The sequence below is a fragment of the Bacillus sp. FMQ74 genome (assembly GCF_001875785.1).
Lineage (GTDB): Bacteria > Bacillota > Bacilli > Bacillales > Bacillaceae > Bacillus > Bacillus stercoris.
This window is the reverse complement of the sequence record NZ_MOEO01000004.1, coordinates 147,020-168,551: the sequence shown is the minus strand read 5'-3', so window position 1 is coordinate 168,551 and position 21,532 is coordinate 147,020. Positions and strand designations below refer to the sequence as shown.

At 46.7% G+C, this 21,532-nt stretch carries 18 protein-coding genes; 14 read left to right on the top strand and 4 right to left on the bottom strand.

Translation table 11 applies throughout. The annotated features are described in order from the left end of the window. The first annotated feature begins 81 nt into the window (after nt 1-81). Both narK and fnr read left to right on the top strand, forming a co-directional pair. Nucleotides 82-1,269: a nitrate transporter NarK gene (gene narK, locus BLL41_RS09815; RefSeq protein WP_071577695.1), complete on the top strand. Its 1,188-nt coding sequence runs from the start codon at nt 82-84 to the stop codon at nt 1,267-1,269. A gap of 98 nt (nt 1,270-1,367) precedes the next feature. Beyond that, on the top strand, nt 1,368-2,084 hold the full coding sequence (gene fnr, locus BLL41_RS09810) for a fumarate/nitrate reduction transcriptional regulator Fnr (RefSeq protein WP_071577694.1): 717 nt from the start codon (nt 1,368-1,370) through the stop codon (nt 2,082-2,084). A gap of 30 nt (nt 2,085-2,114) precedes the next feature. Here fnr and BLL41_RS09805 read toward each other — a convergent pair whose 3' ends face one another. Next, nucleotides 2,115-2,834 (bottom strand): YwiC-like family protein, encoded by a 720-nt coding sequence (locus BLL41_RS09805; protein ID WP_071577693.1) that lies wholly within the window; start codon nt 2,832-2,834, stop codon nt 2,115-2,117. Nucleotides 2,835-2,977: 143 nt separating this feature from the next. On the opposite strand from BLL41_RS09805, the gene arfM reads away from it, so the two are divergent. The 9 genes from arfM to BLL41_RS09760 all read left to right on the top strand — a co-directional run bounded on the left by arfM (nt 2,978) and on the right by BLL41_RS09760 (nt 14,770). After that, nucleotides 2,978-3,454 carry a Crp/Fnr family transcriptional regulator ArfM gene (gene arfM, locus BLL41_RS09800; protein WP_071577692.1) on the top strand — a complete coding sequence of 159 codons (477 nt, stop codon included), beginning with the start codon at nt 2,978-2,980 and terminating at the stop codon, nt 3,452-3,454. Between the two features lie 214 nt (nt 3,455-3,668). Next, complete coding sequence (locus BLL41_RS09795) at nt 3,669-7,355, top strand: nitrate reductase subunit alpha (protein ID WP_071577691.1); 3,687 nt, start codon at nt 3,669-3,671, stop codon at nt 7,353-7,355. Then, a complete protein-coding gene (gene narH, locus BLL41_RS09790) occupies nt 7,345-8,808 on the top strand; it encodes a nitrate reductase subunit beta (RefSeq protein ID WP_071577690.1) in 1,464 nt (487 codons plus the stop codon). The genes BLL41_RS09795 and narH overlap by 11 nt, the downstream gene beginning before the upstream one ends. Before the next feature lie 25 nt (nt 8,809-8,833). Then, complete coding sequence (gene narJ, locus BLL41_RS09785) at nt 8,834-9,388, top strand: nitrate reductase molybdenum cofactor assembly chaperone (RefSeq protein WP_071577689.1); 555 nt, start codon at nt 8,834-8,836, stop codon at nt 9,386-9,388. Further along, nucleotides 9,385-10,056 carry a respiratory nitrate reductase subunit gamma gene (narI, locus tag BLL41_RS09780; RefSeq protein ID WP_071577688.1) on the top strand — a complete coding sequence of 224 codons (672 nt, stop codon included), beginning with the start codon at nt 9,385-9,387 and terminating at the stop codon, nt 10,054-10,056. The genes narJ and narI overlap by 4 nt, the downstream gene beginning before the upstream one ends. Nucleotides 10,057-10,186: 130 nt before the next feature. Continuing rightward, nucleotides 10,187-10,816, top strand: coding sequence for a YitT family protein (locus tag BLL41_RS09775; protein WP_071577687.1), 630 nt, complete (start codon nt 10,187-10,189; stop codon nt 10,814-10,816). A gap of 101 nt (nt 10,817-10,917) precedes the next feature. Continuing rightward, nucleotides 10,918-12,420: a cardiolipin synthase gene (gene cls, locus BLL41_RS09770; RefSeq protein WP_071577686.1), complete on the top strand. Its 1,503-nt coding sequence runs from the start codon at nt 10,918-10,920 to the stop codon at nt 12,418-12,420. Nucleotides 12,421-12,508: 88 nt separating this feature from the next. Continuing rightward, complete coding sequence (locus tag BLL41_RS09765; protein ID WP_071577685.1) at nt 12,509-14,236, top strand: ABC transporter ATP-binding protein; 1,728 nt, start codon at nt 12,509-12,511, stop codon at nt 14,234-14,236. Nucleotides 14,237-14,245: 9 nt separating this feature from the next. Further along, on the top strand, nt 14,246-14,770 hold the full coding sequence (locus BLL41_RS09760) for a dihydrofolate reductase family protein (protein ID WP_071577684.1): 525 nt from the start codon (nt 14,246-14,248) through the stop codon (nt 14,768-14,770). 41 nt (nt 14,771-14,811) lie between these two features. Here the strand turns inward: BLL41_RS09760 and BLL41_RS09755 are convergent, their stop codons facing one another. The 3 genes from BLL41_RS09755 to cls (BLL41_RS09745) form a co-directional block, all read right to left on the bottom strand. Beyond that, nucleotides 14,812-15,084 (bottom strand): hypothetical protein, encoded by a 273-nt coding sequence (locus BLL41_RS09755; RefSeq protein WP_003227597.1) that lies wholly within the window; start codon nt 15,082-15,084, stop codon nt 14,812-14,814. A gap of 80 nt (nt 15,085-15,164) precedes the next feature. Continuing rightward, nucleotides 15,165-16,127 carry a UV DNA damage repair endonuclease UvsE gene (uvsE, locus tag BLL41_RS09750; protein ID WP_071577683.1) on the bottom strand — a complete coding sequence of 321 codons (963 nt, stop codon included), beginning with the start codon at nt 16,125-16,127 and terminating at the stop codon, nt 15,165-15,167. Nucleotides 16,128-16,139: 12 nt separating this feature from the next. Beyond that, complete coding sequence (cls, locus tag BLL41_RS09745; RefSeq protein WP_071577682.1) at nt 16,140-17,336, bottom strand: cardiolipin synthase; 1,197 nt, start codon at nt 17,334-17,336, stop codon at nt 16,140-16,142. Between the two features lie 155 nt (nt 17,337-17,491). Here cls (BLL41_RS09745) and BLL41_RS09740 point away from each other — a divergent pair, with 155 nt between their 5' ends. The 3 genes from BLL41_RS09740 (at nt 17,492) to rpoE (ending at nt 21,449) form a co-directional block, all read left to right on the top strand. After that, nucleotides 17,492-19,609, top strand: a complete 2,118-nt coding sequence (locus BLL41_RS09740) for a heterodisulfide reductase-related iron-sulfur binding cluster (RefSeq protein ID WP_071577681.1) — start codon at nt 17,492-17,494, stop codon at nt 19,607-19,609. After that, a complete protein-coding gene (gene acdA / locus BLL41_RS09735) occupies nt 19,606-20,745 on the top strand; it encodes an acyl-CoA dehydrogenase AcdA (protein WP_071577680.1) in 1,140 nt (379 codons plus the stop codon). The genes BLL41_RS09740 and acdA overlap by 4 nt, the downstream gene beginning before the upstream one ends. Nucleotides 20,746-20,927: 182 nt before the next feature. Next, the gene (gene rpoE / locus BLL41_RS09730) at nt 20,928-21,449 is read left to right on the top strand and encodes a DNA-directed RNA polymerase subunit delta (protein WP_003227609.1); all 522 of its coding nucleotides are present in this window, start codon (nt 20,928-20,930) and stop codon (nt 21,447-21,449) included. Nucleotides 21,450-21,532: the final 83 nt, after the last annotated feature.

Here is a 21,532-nt window from a genome sequence, read left to right as displayed (position 1 = left end):
GTGTGATGTAATTCACAATCCTGTTTGCCGAGTTTTTGTATGATAAGACTGATTATTGAATCATTGAAAGGGGCAAGCCAAATGATCAACCGTCAACACATTCAATTATCGTTACAGTCATTAAGCTTGGTGGCAGGGTTTATGGTTTGGGTGCTGATTTCATCACTCATTTCCCAAATCACATTAGATATTCATTTAAGCAAGGGCGAAATTTCTTTGGTGACGGCGATTCCAGTGATCCTCGGGTCGCTTCTCCGCATTCCTTTAGGTTATTTAACGAACAGGTTTGGCGCGCGGCTGATGTTTATGATCAGCTTCATCCTGCTTTTATTTCCTGTATTTTGGATCAGTATTGCGGATTCTTTGTTTGATTTAATCGCCGGAGGCTTTTTCTTAGGGATCGGGGGAGCGGTATTCTCCATTGGGGTGACCTCCCTCCCGAAATATTATCCGAAAGAAAAGCACGGTGTCGTCAATGGGATTTACGGTGCAGGAAATATCGGGACAGCCGTTACGACATTTGCAGCGCCGGTCATCTCTCAAGCCGTCGGGTGGAAAGCAACCGTGCAGATGTATCTGGTTTTGCTGGCTGTCTTTGCATTACTGCATGTTTTGTTCGGCGACAGGCATGAGAAGAAGGTCAAAGTTTCTGTAAAGACTCAAATTAAAGCCGTTTACCGAAATCATGTCCTGTGGTTTCTGAGCCTGTTTTATTTTATTACGTTTGGTGCCTTTGTCGCCTTCACCATCTATTTGCCGAACTTTCTGGTGGAGCACTTTGGGCTGAATCCTGCAGATGCCGGCTTGCGGACGGCTGGCTTTATTGCCGTCTCCACGCTGCTCAGGCCTGCGGGCGGATTCCTGGCTGATAAAATGAGTCCGCTTCGCATTTTGATGTTTGTTTTTGCGGGGCTTACATTATCAGGCATTATCCTATCGTTCTCGCCGACAATCGGCCTTTATACGTTTGGATCATTAACCGTGGCCGTCTGTTCAGGCATAGGAAACGGGACGGTTTTTAAACTGGTGCCTTTCTATTTTTCGAAGCAAGCGGGGATTGCAAATGGTATCGTGTCTGCCATGGGCGGACTAGGCGGTTTTTTTCCTCCGCTCATATTGGCGAGTGTATTTCAGGCAACAGGCCAGTACGCGATCGGGTTTATGGCGCTTTCAGAGGTGGCGTTAGCCAGTTTTGTCCTTGTCATATGGATGTATTGGCAGGAAAGAATGAAAACACACACGGAGAGAAACAGCCAGAGCATCAACTAACACTGGGGCATTCACAAGATTGTTAGTTTTTTCTCGATGGGTACAAATCAATTCACGTTACAATAAACACACAACGTGACTTTCTTCGAGGTGAGCTCATGAATTTTCTCTCTGTTCGACCATCTGATAGTGATCTTATATCCAGCGATCTCCATGAATTGCTGGAATCGATCAGCACGAAAAGAAAAATGGAAAAACACACGTATTTGTTTCGAGAAGGAATGGATGCAGAAGAGCTTTATCTGATTCAATCAGGACTCATTGAAATCGGCAAGCTGACATCTGACGGAAAAGACCTGACGCTTAGAATCTGCCAAAAGCATGATATCGTCGGTGAATTAACACTTTTCACTGAAGAACCGAGGTATATGCTCAGTGCAAAAGTGCTAGAGGATGGCGAGGTGCTCGTCATTAATAAAAATAAGCTGGAAAAAGAATTAATCCAAAATGGCGCTTTGACATTTGAGTTCATGAAATGGATGAGCACCCATCTCCGGAAAATACAGTCCAAAATCAGGGATCTGCTTCTTCACGGCAAAAAGGGGGCGCTCTATTCCACCCTTATCCGCTTATCAAACAGCTACGGAGTGGAACGAAGCGACGGCATTCTGATTAACATTGTCCTGACAAATCAGGATTTGGCAAAGTTTTGCGCGGCTGCAAGGGAAAGCGTCAATCGTATGCTTGGAGATCTCCGCAAACAAGGGGTTATTTCGATAGACGATTCCGGAAAAATTATTTTGCACAAGCGGGACTATTTGCGATGTGAAATTGAGTGTGAAAATTGTCCGCTGGAGATTTGCAATATTGACTGAAAAAACAAGGACAGCGGTGTCCTTGTTTTTTTACCTTGTCATAAAGAAGCACATGAAGGCAAAAAAGAAACAGGCATTCACGATTTCCAGAATGCCAATCGTTTTCGCGGGCCAATCCCTGCCATGAAAAAACCATGCCCGCAAGCTGCTTGGGATAAAAGCGAGAAACGCCCATCCTGCTCCGAAAAGAGCGGATAAAAAGGGGAGCAGCAGGTGATATCCCCATGACCAGTATGCAAATGCCATGTTTTTTCTCTCGCGGATCACCAATTTTACATAAAAAGAACTCCCGATAAAAAATAAAGCCGACTGCAAGAAAATAAACCAAGCCCAGCCGTCAAGGGTTCCCCTCCCCAGCCAGCAGCTCACAAGCCCGCCCGAACAAAAGAACAAGACACCTGCAACATCATTCAATAAGGCTCGTTCGTTTTTTCGGCAGGCAAAATACATATGTATGAAAAACAGCGGCAGTAAAGAAACGCCAACCCAGATGAGAGGCGGCTTATGAAAGACCGAGATCATCAAAAAGCAGCAGGCGGAAAAACCGTAATAACTCATCCACTTTTGATATGGTTTGATTTGTTTCTTTTTTAAGGCAAGCGTAACGGGATAAACCGCTAAGTATAGGAAAAGCCAGCCAAGGAAGAGCGGGATATGCCAGATAACGGGGCCTCCCTTGACCATGCCTAGTAAAAATGGGATCAGCAGCATCGCCCATGCGCCGTGCTGCTTCGGAATCAGCGCCTTCATCGAAATCCTCCTTTTTTCTTTCATTATAATTGCAGTCACTCTCCTGATAAGTGACATTCATCATACAGGCTGTGAAATACATCACTGCTGTACAGGCTCAGTCGAGCTACACTAAAGCTATCCTTAGCACAGGAGGCTTTCTTATGAATCAGTGTGACTATTTATTATTTCTGAAACAACTTCCTATGTTTAATGAAGTGCCTCTTTCCATTGTCGAAACCTTGCTGAAAAACGGCACGTTTATCAGCGGCTCATGTGATCAAACTCCATCCTTTCTTCATTCACAATCTGTTTATATTGTATTAAAAGGCAGTGTCCGTTTTATGGACAGCAGGCTCCCTGAAGGGTCGAAAACCGTTGCGCTGTGGGAAAAAGGCGATGTGTTTCCGATTGATGAAAAAGGCGGGCTTTATTTATCGCCTTTTATCTCAGTCAATGCCACTTCAGACATTCTGATTCTCAATATCCCTTATTACATATTTAAAAAAATGATGTCTTACAATCCGCAGCTGCAAATGAACTTTTTGGCCATGCTTCAGCAAAATGTTTTTTGTTCCTATCAATTATTTTTGCGGTATTTGCATACATCACAAGACGAAAATGCTGAGCCCGGTTCTTAAACAGAGCCGGGTTTTTTGATTTTTGATTGAAAGACGGCTAATGATCAGGCATCCTGCAAACGCGGCCTTCCTCACATCCCGTGAAAATCCTTCCTTCTCCTTTGTGTGAACATTTTGTGAAAAAAGCAAAGTGTGTGACATAGTTCACAAGGAAACACGCTGTCTCTGTTTATAGTGAACTTAGCATCACCTGACTCGGAAGGAGTGAACTCTCATGAAGAAAAAGAAAATGAGTCCGTTGTTTAGGAGATTGAATTATTTCTCTCCTATTGAACACCATTCAAATAAACATAGCCAAACCACCCGCGAAGATCGCGATTGGGAAAATGTATACAGAAACAGATGGCAGTACGACAAAGTCGTTCGCTCCACCCACGGCGTTAACTGCACGGGGTCTTGCAGCTGGAATATTTATGTGAAAAACGGAATTGTCACGTGGGAAGGACAAAATTTGAATTATCCATCAACAGGCCCGGATATGCCTGATTTCGAACCGAGAGGCTGTCCGCGGGGGGCCAGTTTTTCATGGTATATCTACAGCCCGCTCCGTGTGAAATATCCATACGTGCGCGGTGTGCTGATCAATTTGTGGCGGGAAGCATTGCAGACACATCAAAATCCGCTGGAAGCCTGGAAATCGATTGTCGAAAACCCTGAAAAAGCGAAGTCCTATAAACAGGCGAGAGGGAAAGGAGGTTTTGTTCGTGCTGAATGGCCGGAGGTGCTAAAGCTGATTTCAGCCTCTCTGCTGTATACAGTGATGAAATACGGGCCTGACCGGAACGTCGGCTTTTCTCCGATTCCGGCCATGTCCATGATCAGCCACGCGTCAGGCTCCCGGTTTATGTCGTTAATCGGCGGCCCTATGCTCAGTTTTTATGACTGGTATGCGGATCTTCCGCCGGCGTCCCCGCAAATTTGGGGTGACCAGACGGACGTTCCGGAAAGCAGTGATTGGTACAATTCAGGCTATATCATCACATGGGGCTCCAACATTCCGTTAACGAGAACCCCTGACGCACACTTTTTGGCGGAGGCCCGCTATAAAGGCGCTAAGGTCATTTCGATCAGTCCGGATTTTGCGGAATCCTCAAAGTTCGCGGATGACTGGCTGAGTATCCGCCAAGGGACTGACGGGGCGCTTGCGATGGCCATGGGTCACGTCATTCTGCAGGAATTTTACGTGAACCAAGAAACTGAACGTTTTATTGAGTACGCGAAGCAATACACTGATTTTCCATTTCTCGTCACCTTATCAAAAGAAAATGGCGTATACACAGCGGGGCGGTTTCTGCATGCGAAGGACATCGGGCGGCAGACAAAGCATGATCAGTGGAAGCCCGCGGTCTGGAATGAACAGAAAGGCGCATTTGCCATACCGCAGGGGACAATGGGCTCCCGCTGGGACGGGCAGCAGAAATGGAATCTGCATATGATCGATGAAGATACAGGGGAAGCGATTGAACCCCGTCTCTCTGTGCTCGGAATAGAGGATGAAATCGGCACGGTGCGCATCCCTTATTTTTCAAATGACGGAAACAAAGTGCTCGAGCGGGATCTTCCTATTAAAAAAATGAACCTGAACGGTGAAGAGACGTACGTCACGACCGTGTTTGACTTGATACTGGCTAACTACGGCGTAAATCGGGGCATCGGTGAACAACAAGCTGTCTCCTATGATGATCCTGAGCCGTTTACGCCTGCCTGGCAGGAACAGATGACAGGAATCAAAAAAGAAGCTGTCGTTAAGATTGCCAGAGAGTTTGCTCAAAATGCGATCGATACAGACGGCCGGTCCATGATTATCGTAGGAGCCGGCATTAACCACTGGTTCAACTCCGACACGATCTACCGAGCGGTGTTAAATCTTGTTTTGCTTGTAGGTGCCCAAGGCGTAAACGGCGGAGGCTGGGCCCATTACGTCGGGCAGGAAAAGCTCCGACCTGCTGAAGGGTGGCAGACGATAGCAACTGCAAAGGACTGGGAGGGCGTGCCCAAGCTGCAAAACGGCACTTCATTTTTCTACTTTGCGACAGATCAGTGGCGTTATGAGGACCAGCCGATCAGTGATTTGGCATCACCGATTGCTGGGTCATCCCGCTACAAGCACCACGCTGATTACAATGTGCTGGCGGCGCGGCTGGGGTGGCTTCCGTCTTACCCGACTTTCAATCAAAATGGCATCGATCTGTATAAAGAAGCTGAAAAAGCAGGGGCAGCAACACCTGAAGACGTAGGTGCGTACGTGGCCTCACAGCTCCAAGAGAAAAAACTGAAATTCGCGATTGAAGATCCTGACAATGAAGTGAATTTCCCAAGAAATCTCTTCGTATGGCGGGCAAATCTGATCTCAAGCTCAGGAAAAGGGCATGAATATTTTCTCAAGCATTTGCTGGGGACGACGAATGGTTTAATGAATGACGACAGCGACAGCATCCGCCCTGAAGAAATCAAATGGCGGGAGCAGGCGCCGGAAGGAAAGCTCGACTTATTAATCAATCTTGATTTTCGAATGGCGGGTACGGCGCTGTATTCCGATATCGTACTGCCGGCGGCGACATGGTATGAAAAACACGATCTCAGCAGCACGGATATGCATCCGTTCATTCATCCATTTGCTCCGGCGATCTCGGCTCCGTGGGAATCGAAGTCAGACTGGGATATTTTCAAGGCGCTGTCAAAAGCCGTTTCCGATCTGGCAGAAGAAGTCGATATGGAGCCGGTGAAGGAAGTGGTTGCGACGCCGCTCCTCCATGACACCATGCAGGAATTGGCCCAGCCATTCGGCAAAATCAATGACTGGAGCAAGGGCGAATGTGAAGCCATCCCGGGAAAAACAATGCCGAACATCCAAGTCGTTGAACGGGATTACAAACACATTTTTCATAAAATGACCGCACTCGGTCCTAATGCTGCTTTAAAGCCGAGCGGAACAAAAGGGATGAGCTGGTCAATAGCGGATGAATATGAATCACTCAAAAAGAGACTGGGAGAAATCACCTCGGACAGCGTGGCAAAGGGATGTCCAAATATAAGGGAAGCAAAGCAGGCGGCAGAAGCGATTTTAACCCTATCATCCACTTCGAATGGAAAGGTCGCCGTAAAAGCATGGGAATCACTTGAAAACATCACAAACCTGAAGCTGAAAGACCTGGCGGAAGAGCGCGAGGAAGAATGCTTTACGTTCGAACAAATTACAGCCCAGCCGAAAACAGTCATCACGTCTCCGGCATTTACCGGCTCTGAAAAAGGAGGGCGCAGGTATTCGCCGTTTACGACGAATGTTGAAAAATTAATCCCGTGGCGGACGCTGACAGGCAGACAATCCTATTATGTCGATCATGAACTGATGATGGAATTCGGTGAAACGATGGCGACATTTAAACCGATCCTCCAGCACCGCCCGTTTCTAAGCAAGCGGCCTGATCAAGAGGGAAAAGAAATCGTTCTTAATTATTTGACGCCGCATAATAAATGGTCCGTTCACAGCATGTATTTTGATTCCCTTCCGATGCTGACGCTTTTCCGCGGCGGGCCGACCGTATGGATGAATAAAGATGACGCAGAGGATACGGATATCAAAGACAACGATTGGATTGAATGCTTCAACCGAAACGGCGTTGTCGTCGCAAGAGCGGTTTTGTCTCATCGGATTCCTAAAGGAATGGCGTTTATGCACCATGCCCAGGACCGCCACATCAATGTGCCCGGAACAAAGCTGACGAATAACCGCGGAGGCACCCATAACAGCCCGACAAGAATCCACGTCAAGCCGACACAGATGATCGGGGGCTACGCCCAGCTCAGCTACGGCTTTAACTATTACGGTCCAACGGGGAATCAGCGCGATCTGAATGTCGTCATCCGCAAGCTGAAGGAGGTCGATTGGCTTGAAGATTAAAGCGCAAATCGGTATGGTCATGAACTTGGATAAATGCATCGGCTGCCACACGTGCAGCGTCACCTGTAAAAACACATGGACAAACCGTACCGGTGCGGAATATATGTACTTCAATAATGTAGAAACAAAGCCGGGCATCGGCTACCCGAAGCAATGGGAGGATCAGGACAAATATAAAGGCGGCTGGACATTGAAAAAAGGAAAGCTCGAGCTGAAATCAGGCTCGAAAACAAACCGGCTTGCGGGCCTTTTCTATAATCCGAATCAGCCGTCAATTGATGATTACTATGAACCTTGGAACTATGATTATGAAACATTAACGAACAGCCCGCAGAAAAAACACCAGCCAGTGGCACGCCCGAAATCGTCCTTGACAGGGGATTTCATGAATATCGAATGGGGACCGAATTGGGAGGACGATCTCGCAGGCGGCCACATTACGGGACTTGAAGATCCAAACGTGCAAAAGATGGAGGAATCGATCAAAACAGAATTCGATGAGGTCTTTATGATGTATCTGCCCCGTATTTGCGAGCACTGCATCAACCCGGCGTGCGTTTCATCCTGTCCGTCCGGAGCCATGTACAAACGCGAGGAGGACGGCATTGTGCTTGTGGATCAAAACGCATGCCGTTCATGGAGATATTGCGTCTCATCGTGTCCTTATAAAAAAGTCTATTTTAACTGGCAAACGAACAAAGCGGAAAAATGCACACTCTGCTTTCCGCGTTTGGAGGCGGGACTGCCGACCATCTGCTCCGAGACGTGTGTTGGCAGAATCCGCTACCTCGGCGTCATGCTGTATGACGCGGACAAAGTGGAGGAAGCGGCCTCTGTTGAAAATGAAAAGGATCTCTACCATTCCCAATTGGACGTTTTTCTTGATCCGAATGATCCTGAGGTTGCCAAACTGGCAAAAAAACAAGGCATTCCGGCTGAATGGATAGAGGCCGCGCAGCAATCGCCGATCTATAAAATGATCATTGACTGGAAGATAGCGCTGCCGCTTCATCCTGAGTACCGCACGCTGCCAATGGTGTGGTACATTCCGCCGCTCAGCCCGATTATGAATCTCTTTGAAGGAAAAGGAAGCCGGCAAACGGCGGAAGATATTTTTCCGGCTATCGACCAAATGAGAATCCCGATAGATTATTTGGCACAGCTGTTAACAGCCGGTGATACGGATCATATTCGGTCAACGTTAAAGAAAATGTCTGTCATGCGCCAGTATATGAGAGCGATCCAGACGAATAAATCAATCGATCCGGAACTGATCTCCAGTGTCGGCTTAACAGAACAGCAAATTGAAGACATGTATCGGCTGCTTGCGATTGCCAAATATGATGACCGCTTTGTGATCCCGAGCAGTCATCGAGAAGAAGTATCAGATTTATACGCTGAACAAGGAAGCTGCGGCTTATCATTTTCAGGCGGCCCCGGCTCCTGTTTCTAACTTTTGATAAATGAGGTGTAACAAGATGAACACCACAGACCGGCAAATTACGTTCTCCGCTCTTTCTTGTCTTCTTTCTTATCCGGATGAAGAGTGGAGAGCTGAGCTTCCCGATTGGAAGGCTCTTATCCATGAAATCGGCAACCGGCGAATTCGGGAGAAGCTGCTGCACTTTTTCGAGGCGTCAGCCAGCTTTTCTCCGGAAGCGCTGATTGAACACTATGTCTATACATTCGACTTTGGGAAAAAAACAAATATGTATGTCACCTACTTTAACTCGGGCGAGCAAAGGGAACGCGGCATTGAATTGCTGCATTTAAAAAACACATACCAGCAATCCGGTTTCCTGCCGACAGAGAAGGAGCTGCCTGATTATCTTCCGCTGATGCTGGAATTTGCCGCCGTTGCGGAAATTGAAGCAGCTAGAAGTGTGTTTGAGAAGTATCTGTCAAATGTAAGGGAGCTGGCATCCCGCCTCGAAAAAAATGACAGCATATACGCTGAGCTGCTGCACGTGCTGCTGGCCGCCCTGGAAAACCTCGGCGTACGTGAAAGCATTGAAGGGACTGTCCAGGCATGAACGGACAGATCCTCTGGGGCGTGATGCCATACATTGTATTGACGATCTTTATCGGCGGCCATATTTACCGCTACCAGCATGACCAATTTGGGTGGACTGCGAAATCAAGCGAAATGCTAGAAAAGAAAAAACTTGCGGCGGGCAGCACTCTTTTTCACTGGGGACTGCTGTGCGTTGTCGGCGGGCATGTCATGGGAATTCTGATCCCGGAAGGCGTGTATGGTGCAATTGGCATTTCAGAGCACATGTATCACAAAATGGCGATTGGTGCAGGCCTGCCGGCGGGGATTGTGGCATGTACTGGACTTGTCATCCTGACGTACAGACGGCTGTTTGACAAAAGAATCCGTAAAACCAGCTCGCCATCGGATATCCTTACGCTCATCCTGCTGCTTTTCATGATGCTGTCGGGTGTTGCGGCCACGTTTCTCAACATTGATTCGAAAGGTTTTGATTACCGGACAACAGTCGGACCGTGGTTCAGGGAGATCGTTTTGTTCCGGCCTGACCCATCGTTGATGGAGAGTGTCCCGCTATGGTTTAAGTTTCATATTGTGATAGGATACATCGTTTTTATCCTGTGGCCGTTTACAAGATTGGTACATGTGTTCAGTCTGCCGCTCAAGTATCTGACTCGAAGCTATGTCGTGTATCGGAAACGCTCGTAAAAATCCCCCCCTGCAAGAGGGGGATTTTTTATCTTGATGAAAACATAAGATATTTTCTGCCAAGGTAATGGCTGGGCGGCCGGCAGTCTTGTTATGTTTGTATTGCATCATCTGAAAAGGAGAGTGAAGAATGAAGCGGATTTTACTCATTTTAATGGCTTGTCTTATGACAAGCGCCGGGGTCCTGACACTCAGACATTCTCATGTATTAACCGGCGGCACGGCTGGACTGTCACTAAGCCTGACATACTTTTTTCATTCCTCGTTTGCCATCACCTTCTTTTTGATCAATATCCCGTTTTATGTGTTTTCTTTCATCAGAATGGGCATCAAATTCACTCTATCTACCGCATTTGCAGTCACAGCGCTGACTCTGTTCACAAGCGCGGATCACTGGCTGCCATCTCCCTCTTTTTCACCGCTTGCCGGGGCGATTTGCGGCGGGGCGCTGATCGGGTGCGGCCTGTCGCTCATGTTTTATCATAATGCTTCACTCGGCGGTGCCAATATTCTTGCTTTATTTCTGCAAAAACGATACGGATGGAACCCCGGGACAGTTAATTTTCTCTTCGATTTTGCCGTAGTGCTGGCCGGCATTTTCTCAGTCGGCTTGCTGAAAGGGCTCTGCTCCTTAGTGTCCATCGCGGTCACGGGCCTGATCGTCGGCTTCTTCAAAAATAAAATCAAAAGCAGTTACTCCCTCAAGCCGGTTTTGCTCAAGAACATGACACCCGGCCAATCTCAGGAAGCCTCATCATAAGCCTTTCCGCTTTTTGCGGTGAGGCTTTTTGCATAGAAGGTTTACATACTAGAAAAAAGAGGTAATACAGAGGTAATCGAATCAGATAGGAGAGAATCGGGATGCTGAAAAGGAGACTGGAATTTTTCTTTTTATATATGATGCTCATCGGGGCATATGTCATATGGTTTTTTCCGGTTTCCAGACTTGAGTTTTACGGAGGATTGCTTTGCTATATAAGCATTATTTTGTTCAGCATCTATTCATTAATTCTTGAAAACCGCACCTCGCAGCACACGCTGTTATGGATCCACATTCTTGTCTTTTTTCCAATCGCCGGCTACGTGTTTTATCTGTTTTCCGGACAGCTTTATGTTAAGGGAAAGCTGTTTAAGACAAAACGAATGTACAACAGGGAGAAGCTCAGGAAGCTGTTTGACAAGGAGGAAACGCCCGAAGTGACAGGGCTGAAGGACAATCAAGAGAGGTTCTTTACATATTCCATCAGGGCTGCCCATATGAATATCAATACGAAAAGCAAGATCAAAGTGCTGAAAAACGGCGAAGAAACCTTTCCGGAACTTTTCAAAGCGATGAGGAAAGCGGCGTCTTACATACATATTGAATACTACATGTTTAAATCAGACATGCTCGGGCGCGGCATGATGGACATTATGATGGAGAAAGCGCGCCAAGGTGTCGAGGTGAGGTTTTTATACGATGCGGCAGGGAGCATGAAGCTGGCAAAAAGAGACATTATGAGAATGAAACAAGCGGGAGTGAATATCGTTCCGTTCTCTCCGCTGAAATACGGGTTCTTCAACCAGAAGCTGAATTTCAGAAATCACCGGAAAATTGTGATCATCGATGGAAAAACCGGCTTTGTGGGCGGATTAAATGTCGGGAAGGAATATATCAGCCGGGATCCGCACATCGGGTTTTGGAGAGACACTCACCTTCGGCTGGAAGGAGAGATTGTGCAAACGCTTCATGCTATCTTTATGCTGGATTGGGAATACGTCTCCAATGAAGTGTTAATTGATCAAGAAGAGTACAATACCCCTGTGCCCGTGGAGGGAGGGGGCATTTATCAAATTGTCGCGACAGGCCCTGACATGAAGGAAAGCATGAGCGACCTATACTATGAAATGATTTCTTCAGCACAGAAGTCAATCTGGATCGCCACGCCCTATTTTGTCCCCAATGAATCCATTCGCACAGCGCTGAAAGCAGCAGCGACAAAAGGCGTCGAGGTAAGGGTTATGGTGCCGGAGAGGAACGACAGCTTTTTGACCCAATACGCGTCGAGGTCCTATTTCCCGGAGCTGCTTCTTGAGGGTATTGAAGTGTATTCCTACCAAAAAGGCTTCATGCATCAAAAAGTCATGATCATTGATGGCGATCTGGCCTCCGTCGGCACGGCGAATATGGATATGCGCAGCTTTCAGCTCAACTTTGAAGTGAATGTGTTCTTTACGGATGCCGAAGCGATCCGCACCCTCGAAGCCCATTTTGAAGAGGATATGCAGGAAAGTGAAAAGCTCAGTCCTGTCGGTTTTTATAAAAGAGGCGTGGCTGATCGGACAAAAGAGTCATTTGCCCGTTTGTTTTCAGGGGTTCTGTAAGAAAAAAGAAATCTGATCTTTCAAAACAGCCTGTGTATAGTATAATTGAGAAATATTATCAGTTATTTATACATTGGGGGAAGATAGGGTGCTGCGGCAATTTTTTTCATATTATAAACCATATAAAACGTTGTTCTTTCTCGACTTTTTCTCAGCGATCGCGGGAGGTTTAATGGAGCTTAGCTTTCCTTTGATCGTCAATTATTTTATTGATACCTTGCTGCCGGGCAGGGACTGGGGGCTGATCTTCGCGACCTCAATCGGCTTATTTGCGGTGTACGCGCTTAGCTCGGCTCTTCAGTATATTGTGACCTACTGGGGACACATGCTCGGAATTAATATCGAGACGGATATGAGAAAGTCGCTTTTTGACCATTTGCAAAAGCTTTCGTTTAAATTTTACGATAACAACAAGACGGGAACACTGATGTCGAAGCTGACGAACGATTTAATGTATATCGGTGAAGTTGCCCATCACGGTCCGGAAGACTTATTCATTGCTGTCATGACCATTCTCGGTGCGTTCGGAGTGATGCTGTTTATTAACTGGCAGCTGGCATTATTAACGTTTATCATTATGCCGATCGTCATTTGGCTGGCGCTTTATTTCAACAAAAAAATGACCAAAGCATTTACAACGCTGAACAAGGATATCGGGGACTTCAGCGCGCGGGTAGAAAATAATATCGGCGGCATCCGGCTGGTGCAGGCGTTCGGCAATGAAGCGTTTGAAAAAGAACGCTTCGCCGTCAACAACCAGCGTTTTCGGGTCACTAAGCTTTCTTCCTACAAAATCATGGCGAAAAACGGTTCAATCAGCTATATGCTGACCCGATTTGTCACACTGTTTGTCCTTTTGTGCGGGACGTGGTTTGTCATTCGCGGCTCCTTATCGTACGGGGAATTTGTGGCGTTTGTGCTCCTGACGAATGTGCTGTTCAGGCCTATTGACAAAATTAATGCCATTATTGAAATGTATCCGAGGGGGATCGCCGGTTTCAAAAGCTATATGGAACTCATGGAGACAGAGCCGGATATTCAGGACTTACCTGATGCGAGAGATGTTACTGGCCTGAAGGGCAATATCCGCTATGAACATGTTTCGTTTGGCTATGATGACCATCACAACGTCCTCAATGACATTAACCTATCCATTCAAGCGGGGGAAACGGTGGCGTTCGTCGGTCCGTCAGGTGCGGGGAAATCAACGCTTTGCAGTCTGCTGCCGCGCTTTTATGAAGCATCGGAGGGCGACATTACGATTGACGGCATCAGCATAAAAGACATGACGCTTTCTTCACTGCGCGGGCAAATTGGCGTCGTACAGCAGGACGTTTTCTTGTTCGCGGGCACGCTTAGAGAAAATATCGCCTACGGCCGATTAGGCGCATCAGAAGAAGACATTTGGCAGGCTGTGAAGCAGGCGCATCTGGAAGAGCTCGTCCATAACATGCCCGATGGGTTGGATACTATTATTGGCGAACGCGGCGTGAAGCTTTCCGGCGGGCAAAAACAGCGTTTGTCAATTGCGCGGATGTTCTTGAAAAATCCGTCGATCCTGATTCTCGATGAAGCCACCTCAGCCCTTGATACGGAAACGGAAGCGGCGATCCAAAAGGCGCTTCAAGAGTTGTCCGAGGGGCGCACGACGCTTGTCATCGCCCACAGGCTGGCAACAATCAAAGACGCGGACAGAATTGTGGTTGTTACAAACAACGGGATTGAAGAACAAGGCCGTCATCAAGACCTGATTGAAGCCGGAGGCCTATACAGCAGGCTGCATCAAGCACAATTTGGGCAAATGGTGCAGCGATAGGAGGAGAACATGGAAAGAAAAACTGTGCTGTACATTGCTGTTTCATTGGACGGGATGGTCGCAAGAGAAGATGGAAGCATCGATTGGCTGGATGAATTTGAAGGTGAAGGCGACAACGGCTACAGTGATTTTTATCAGACTGTTGATACAGTCATTTTAGGGCGAAGCACATATGAGCACATTAAAGTGCTAACCCCCGTTTTCCCATATCAGGATAAAACCTGCTATGTTTTTACTGGATCGCCCGACAGTTATGAGGATGAACATGTGACGTTTATCAATGAGGGAGCCAGAGTCTTCACTGGCCGTTTGAAACAGGAAAAGGGCTTAAACATCTGGATAGCTGGCGGGGCAGAGCTGGTGAATGCCTTTATGAGAGACGATGCCATCGACGAATTCATCATCACTATTATTCCCGTCGTTTTAGGAAGCGGCATCCCGCTGTTTCACGAACTAACAAATGAAACAAAACTGCGGTTAAAAGGGACAAAACAATTCGGGCAGGCGGTTCAGCTCCATTATGTAAGAGCATAAGAAAAAGGATAGACAGATGTCTATCCTTTTTTGTATGTAAGTTAGAGCGCTTCTCTCTCAGCAGGCTCGATGAGATTTTGGAATTTTTCAATGAGCTGTGATGCTTTTGTTCCTTCCACTACGATCAGATATTCCTTTTCATTATGAGCCATGCGGAATGTTTCAAGCTCAATTAAGCTTTTGATTTTGCACATCGTTTTCTTTGAGTAAATATAAACCTCGTGGCTTCCGGAATGGCACATTTTATAAAGATGAATCAAATTTCTTAAAGTAAAGGCCTGTGCGGCTACTTTCAGAGACTTGATATTTTTCATGATCTTTCTCCTCCATCGATTGTTGTCTTATATAGTCTAAGTTCCCAAAGCGGACAAGCCGTAAACCTGTTTTTGCACATTTATGACTTCCATTGCAGCGCACCGCCCCCGATGCGTTTGACACCGCGGATGGAGCTTAATTCATCCATCAAGCGGAGAAGCGCCTTGTCTTTCTGCTTTGCTTCAATCATGAAATCAATATTAGTTTCCCATTGCCTAAAGCGTTCCAACAGCGGCAGCAAAAAGTTGGCGTCAACATAATCGGCATGGCTGCGTATCGCTTGCTCCGATTTTGGGGAAGACAAGTGAACCTTTGGCTGAAGGCCGATCCGCTCCCACGTTTTGATCATGCGGGGCAGTGTTTCATTCAGGTCGGCGTGATCGTCTGGATTGGCGTAAAAATGATGAAAGTCAAAGACGAACGGAACATCCTCCTGCTCACAGACCTGAAGCGTTTCTTCCGTCGTATATGTTTTATCATCATTTTCAAGTGTCATCCGCTCTTTGATCTCCTGCGGAAGCTGTTGTATATTTTGATGAAATTGTGCAGTGGCGGTGTCTTTATTTCCGTAAGCGCCGCCAATATGAATGTTGATAACGGAGCGATCAGCAATGCCCATGGCTTCAAGCATGCGGTAGTGATACGCCATATCGGTTACCGCATTTTTTGTGACGGATTCCTTCGTGCTCGTAAACAGAGTGAATTGATTTGGATGAAAGCTTGTTCTCAGTTGATGTGTTTTAACAAGCTCTCCAATCTCCCGAAACTCTTTTTGAAACGGTGTTACAAAATCCCACATCACTTCGGGATGCGTAGCCAGCGGCACAATCGAACTGGAAAAACGGTACAAAGGAATGCCGTGTCCGATGATATAGTGAAGGGTTCTCATCGTATTGCGTAAATTGGCTTTTGTCACAGTCAGAAGCGCTTCTTTTCTTTCAGTCTTTGAAAGCTTTGAATAACGCGCGAATGTCAATGTTTTAGCGGGAGATGCATCCCAAAGGCTCATTGCATTTGAAACGAACCCGAATCTGAAAATCATAGGAACTCTCCTTTATAAGAAATAAGATAACGCCTTGCCGAGCCATTCCGCCGGGCGCTGCCTGAATGTGCGCTTGCTGAAATCCTCCATCGTCAGCAGCTCCGACTTTTTCATATCCTCCTCAATTGTGGCATAGACTTCACTTGTAAACGCTTCGTCATCAATTTCAACATTCACCTCTTCATTTAAAAACAGGCTTCGTTTATCGAAGTTGGCTGTTCCGATAATGCTGAGATGGTCGTCTATGATGACGGCTTTTACATGATAAAACCCTTGATAATAACGATAAATAAGACAGCCGGCATCCAAGAGCTCCGAATAATACGTAAAAGCCGCTTCTCTCACCAGCGGATGGTCTGATTTCATCGGTACAATGATTCTCACAGATACGCCGTTTTTTCTTGCGTTGATGAGGGCCTCTTGAAGCGGCTTTGATGGAATGTAATAAGGCGTGCAAACCGTAAGGCGATTCTTCGCTTGGGCAATATTGGCCAAGTATATGTTTTCAAGGGAATAACCGTCGGTCGCATAGATCTTGTGAGAAATAGTCCCTTGCTGAAGCTTTGGCCAAACATCCGAACCCAGTTCGATTCCGGTATTTCGTTTTAGGTCAGAAGCAAAAAGCGTTTGAAGATCATGTACGCCTTCTCCCATCATGCGCAGATGATAATCCTCCCAATTGCCGAACTTCGCTTTCTTTCCAAGATATTCTTCGGCGATGTTAAACCCGCCGATATAACCGATTTTTCCGTCTATAACTGTAATCTTCCGGTGATTCCGTTTTTGCATGTGAAAAAAGAAAAAAGGAAAACGGGGACGATTCATCACATGGACATGTACGCCGGCATTTTTCATCGTCTGAAGCGCCGTTTTTTTAATTGCTCGGCAGCCCGCCCAATCCAGAAGCAAATAAACGGAGACGCCAGCCTGGGCTTTTGTTTTCAGCAGGGTATACATATTGTGGCTGACCTCATCATTTTTCATAATAAAAAACATCATGTGAACAGAAGAGGCGGCCTGGCGAATATCCTTCATCATCCGCTCAACGAGATCAGCGCCGCAGTGGATCAATTCGATGTCACTCTTCTTTTTTGAAAAAACAGGCTCGTACGCCTTCTTTCTGTATCCGGCACGGCCCATGAAGATATCAAGCAGAATCAAAGCAAAAAAAATAACGACAATGATCATAATCACGATAAATACCTTCATACCGGCACTCCTTTCCGTAGTAAAGGTAGTGTGCCCGAACAGCGGGAATTTAATTATTGACTGAACACTCATTCATTATTTATCATAAAGATAATCTTATACAGATTCGGGGGTAGGGGATCGCGGTCTTTATCCAGTAAAAAGGGGGAATTGGAATGAGCGGCTTTCTCATCGCAAATGCGTTATTATTTCTGATTGTAACCGCTTACGCTGTCTATTTGTTTGTGTACTTGGTCAAAACGAGACTGGCCTACATCAAGCTCGGCCAGAAAGAACAATTTGATCAACGGTTCAAGGAACGGCTTCGCGCCATATGGGTGAATGTATTCGGACAGAAAAAACTGCTCAAGGACAAGAAAAGCGGAATCATTCACGTCATGTTTTTCTACGGATTTATATTGGTTCAGTTCGGAGCGATTGACTTTATCATCAAAGGACTGGCTCCCGGCCGGAATCTGCCGCTTGGCCCGGTCTATCCCGCTTTCACTTTTTTTCAGGAAATCGTTACGTTTCTCATTTTAATTGCTGTGGGATGGGCATTCTACAGACGTTATATCGAAAAGCTCGTGAGGCTGAAACGCGGTTTTAAAGCCGGGCTCGTTCTGATTTTCATCGGAGGGTTAATGCTGACCGTTCTGCTTGGAAACGGGATGAATCTGATTTGGCATGATCATGGGCTTTCTTGGAGCGAGCCAATTGCTTCAGGTATTGCGTTTTTGCTTAGCGGAGTCGGGAAAACAGGTGCGGCGGTGATTTTCTATATCGCATGGTGGATCCATCTCCTGTTCTTGCTTAGCTTTATAGTGTACGTGCCTCAGTCGAAGCATGCCCATTTAATCGCCGGCCCGGCAAATGTCTTTTTCAATCGAATGGAATCTGCCGGAAAACTTGAAAAAATAGATTTTACCGACGAAACGAAAGAAAGCTACGGAGCGGGTAAAATTGAAGATTTCAGGCAGTCCCAGCTGCTTGATTTGTACGCATGTGTCGAGTGCGGCCGCTGCACCAATATGTGCCCGGCAACAGGCACCGGAAAAATGCTGTCTCCGATGGACCTGATTTTGCGTCTCAGAGACCATCTCACGGAAAAAGGCGCCGCCGTCACCTCGCGCTCGCCATGGGTGCCCGCGGCAGCGTTCCAGCATACGAGAGGCAATCAGCTGGCCGCAGCGTCAGCGGGCAGCGGATCGCAGGAAGCCGCAGCAGCGCTGGATTACAATCCAAGCTTGATCGGCGACGTCATCACAGAGGAAGAAATTTGGGCGTGCACCACTTGCCGAAACTGTGAGGATCAATGCCCGGTCATGAATGAGCACGTGGATAAAATCGTCGACCTCCGCCGCTACCTCGTACTGACTGAAGGAAAAATGGACAGTGACGCCCAGCGCGCGATGACTAGTATCGAGCGGCAGGGAAATCCGTGGGGACTCAACCGCAAAGAACGCGAAAACTGGCGTGACGCGGCGCCGGATGCTGAGATTCCGACCGTAAAAGAAATGAAAAAAGAAGGAAAAGAATTTGAGTACCTTTTCTGGGTTGGTTCCATGGGGTCCTACGACAACAGAAGCCAGAAAATCGCGATTTCCTTTGCCAAGCTGCTCAATCACGCAGGCGTGTCCTTCGCGATCCTCGGCAATAAAGAAAAAAATTCAGGAGATACACCGCGCCGCCTCGGAAATGAATTTTTGTTCCAAGAGCTGGCTGAGAAGAATATTTCTGAATTTGAAAAAAATGATGTCAAAAAAATCGTTACAATCGACCCCCATGCATACAATTTATTTAAAAACGAATATCCGGATTTCGGATTTGAAGGCGAGGTTTATCATCATACAGAGGTGCTGGCCGAGCTTGTGAAAAACGGAAAATTAAAGCCGCAGCACCCGCTTCATGAGACGATTACCTTCCATGATTCGTGCTATTTGGGCCGGTACAATGAAGTCTATGATCCGCCGAGAGAGATTTTGAAAGCCATTCCGGGCGTGCAGCTGATTGAAATGGAGAGAAACCGGGAAACCGGCATGTGCTGCGGAGCCGGCGGGGGATTAATGTGGATGGAGGAGGAAACGGGCAACAGGATTAACGTCGCCAGGACTGAGCAAGCGCTCGCGGTCAACCCATCGGTGATCAGTTCCGGCTGTCCGTACTGTCTCACGATGATTGGGGACGGCACAAAGGCGAAGGAAGCTGAAGACCAAGTCAAAACGTACGACGTCGTCGAACTTCTGGCTCAATCCGTTTTAGGCGCTGATCTGAAAATGGGGGATAAGCAATGAACTTTTCATTATCAGAAGAACATGAGATGATACGAAAATTGGTGCGCGATTTTGCGAAACATGAGGTGGCCCCGACAGCGGCAGAACGAGACGAACAAGAACGCTTCGATCGCGAGCTGTTTCGGGAAATGGCAAATCTGGGGCTGACGGGAATTCCGTGGCCTGAAGATTACGGTGGAATCGGAAGTGACTATTTGGCCTATGTCATCGCAGTGGAGGAGCTTTCAAAAGTGTGCGCCTCCACCGGTGTGACGCTTTCCGCCCATATCTCTCTTTGCAGCTGGCCGCTGTTTGCCTTTGGGACGGAGGAACAGAAGACAGAGTACTTAACACAGCTGGCCCTCGGAGAGAAAATCGGCGCATTCGCTTTGACCGAAGCAGGGTCTGGCTCTGACGCCGGCGGCATGAAAACAACTGCTGAACGAATCGGCGATGACTACGTGTTAAATGGTTCAAAGGTGTTTATCACAAACGGCGGTGTTGCTGATATTTACATTGTTTTTGCAGTCACCGATCCCGAGAAAAAGAAAAAAGGGATTACCGCTTTTATAGTAGAAAAGGATTTTGAAGGATTTTTTACAGGCAAGAAAGAAAAGAAGCTGGGCATCCGTTCTTCACCGACAACGGAAATCATGTTCGAAGATTGTGTAGTGCCTGCATCAAACCGTCTCGGAGAAGAAGGAGAAGGCTTCAAAATCGCGATGAAGACGCTTGACGGAGGCAGAAACGGCATCGCCGCACAAGCCGTGGGCATCGCTCAAGGGGCGCTTGATGCGGCGCTTCAATATGCAAAAGAGCGAAAGCAATTCGGAAAATCGATCGCTGAGCAGCAGGGTATCGCTTTTAAACTCGCGGATATGGCTACAATGATAGAAGCTTCAAGGCTACTGACCTATCAGGCTGCATGGTTAGAATCATCAGGCCTTCCATATGGAAAAGCTTCCGCCATGTCCAAACTGATGGCTGGGGATACGGCGATGAAGGTGACGACCGAAGCCGTGCAGATTTTCGGCGGCTACGGCTATACAAAAGATTACCCAGTAGAACGCTATATGCGTGATGCGAAAATCACGCAAATCTATGAAGGCACTCAAGAAATTCAAAGACTTGTCATCTCCAGAATGCTCGCGGATTAACGCAAAACATCTATCAGTCGGATCACTCTTGTAAAATTATTTAAATTAACGCTGTTAAGGGTAGCATATTCTGTTTTATTTTGTTTATAATGAGAGGTATGGTTTGTATAAGAACGATACAAAATCGCTTTCATTATTGATAAAACAGATACATATAAGTAATAGAAAGGGAGTGTCCGACCTTGGGTATCAAACAATATTCACAGGAAGAGCTAAAGGAAATGGCTTTAGTTGAAATCGCTCATGAATTATTTGAAGAACATAAAAAACCAGTTCCTTTTCAGGAGCTTTTAAATGAAATTGCATCTTTGCTCGGCGTGAAAAAAGAAGAGCTTGGAGACCGCATCGCTCAATTTTATACAGATTTAAACATTGACGGCCGCTTCCTGGCGCTTTCTGACCAGACGTGGGGGCTTCGCAGCTGGTATCCGTATGATCAGCTTGATGAAGAAACTCAGCCGACAGTCAAGGCGAAAAAGAAAAAAGCGAAGAAAGCAGTCGAAGAAGATCTTGATCTTGACGAGTTTGAAGAGATCGACGAAGACGACCTTGATTTGGATGAAGTTGAGGAAGAACTCGATCTTGAAGCCGACGATTTTGACGATGAAGATCTTGATGAAGACGACGATGATCTTGAGATCGAAGAAGATATTATTGATGAAGATGATGAAGACTATGATGATGAAGAAGAGGAAATTAAATAGTATAAGATTTCATCTTCAAAACGATCTTGACTTTCATAGTCGAACTAGGTAGTATGTATTTTGGGCTCTTCAAAAACGAAGAG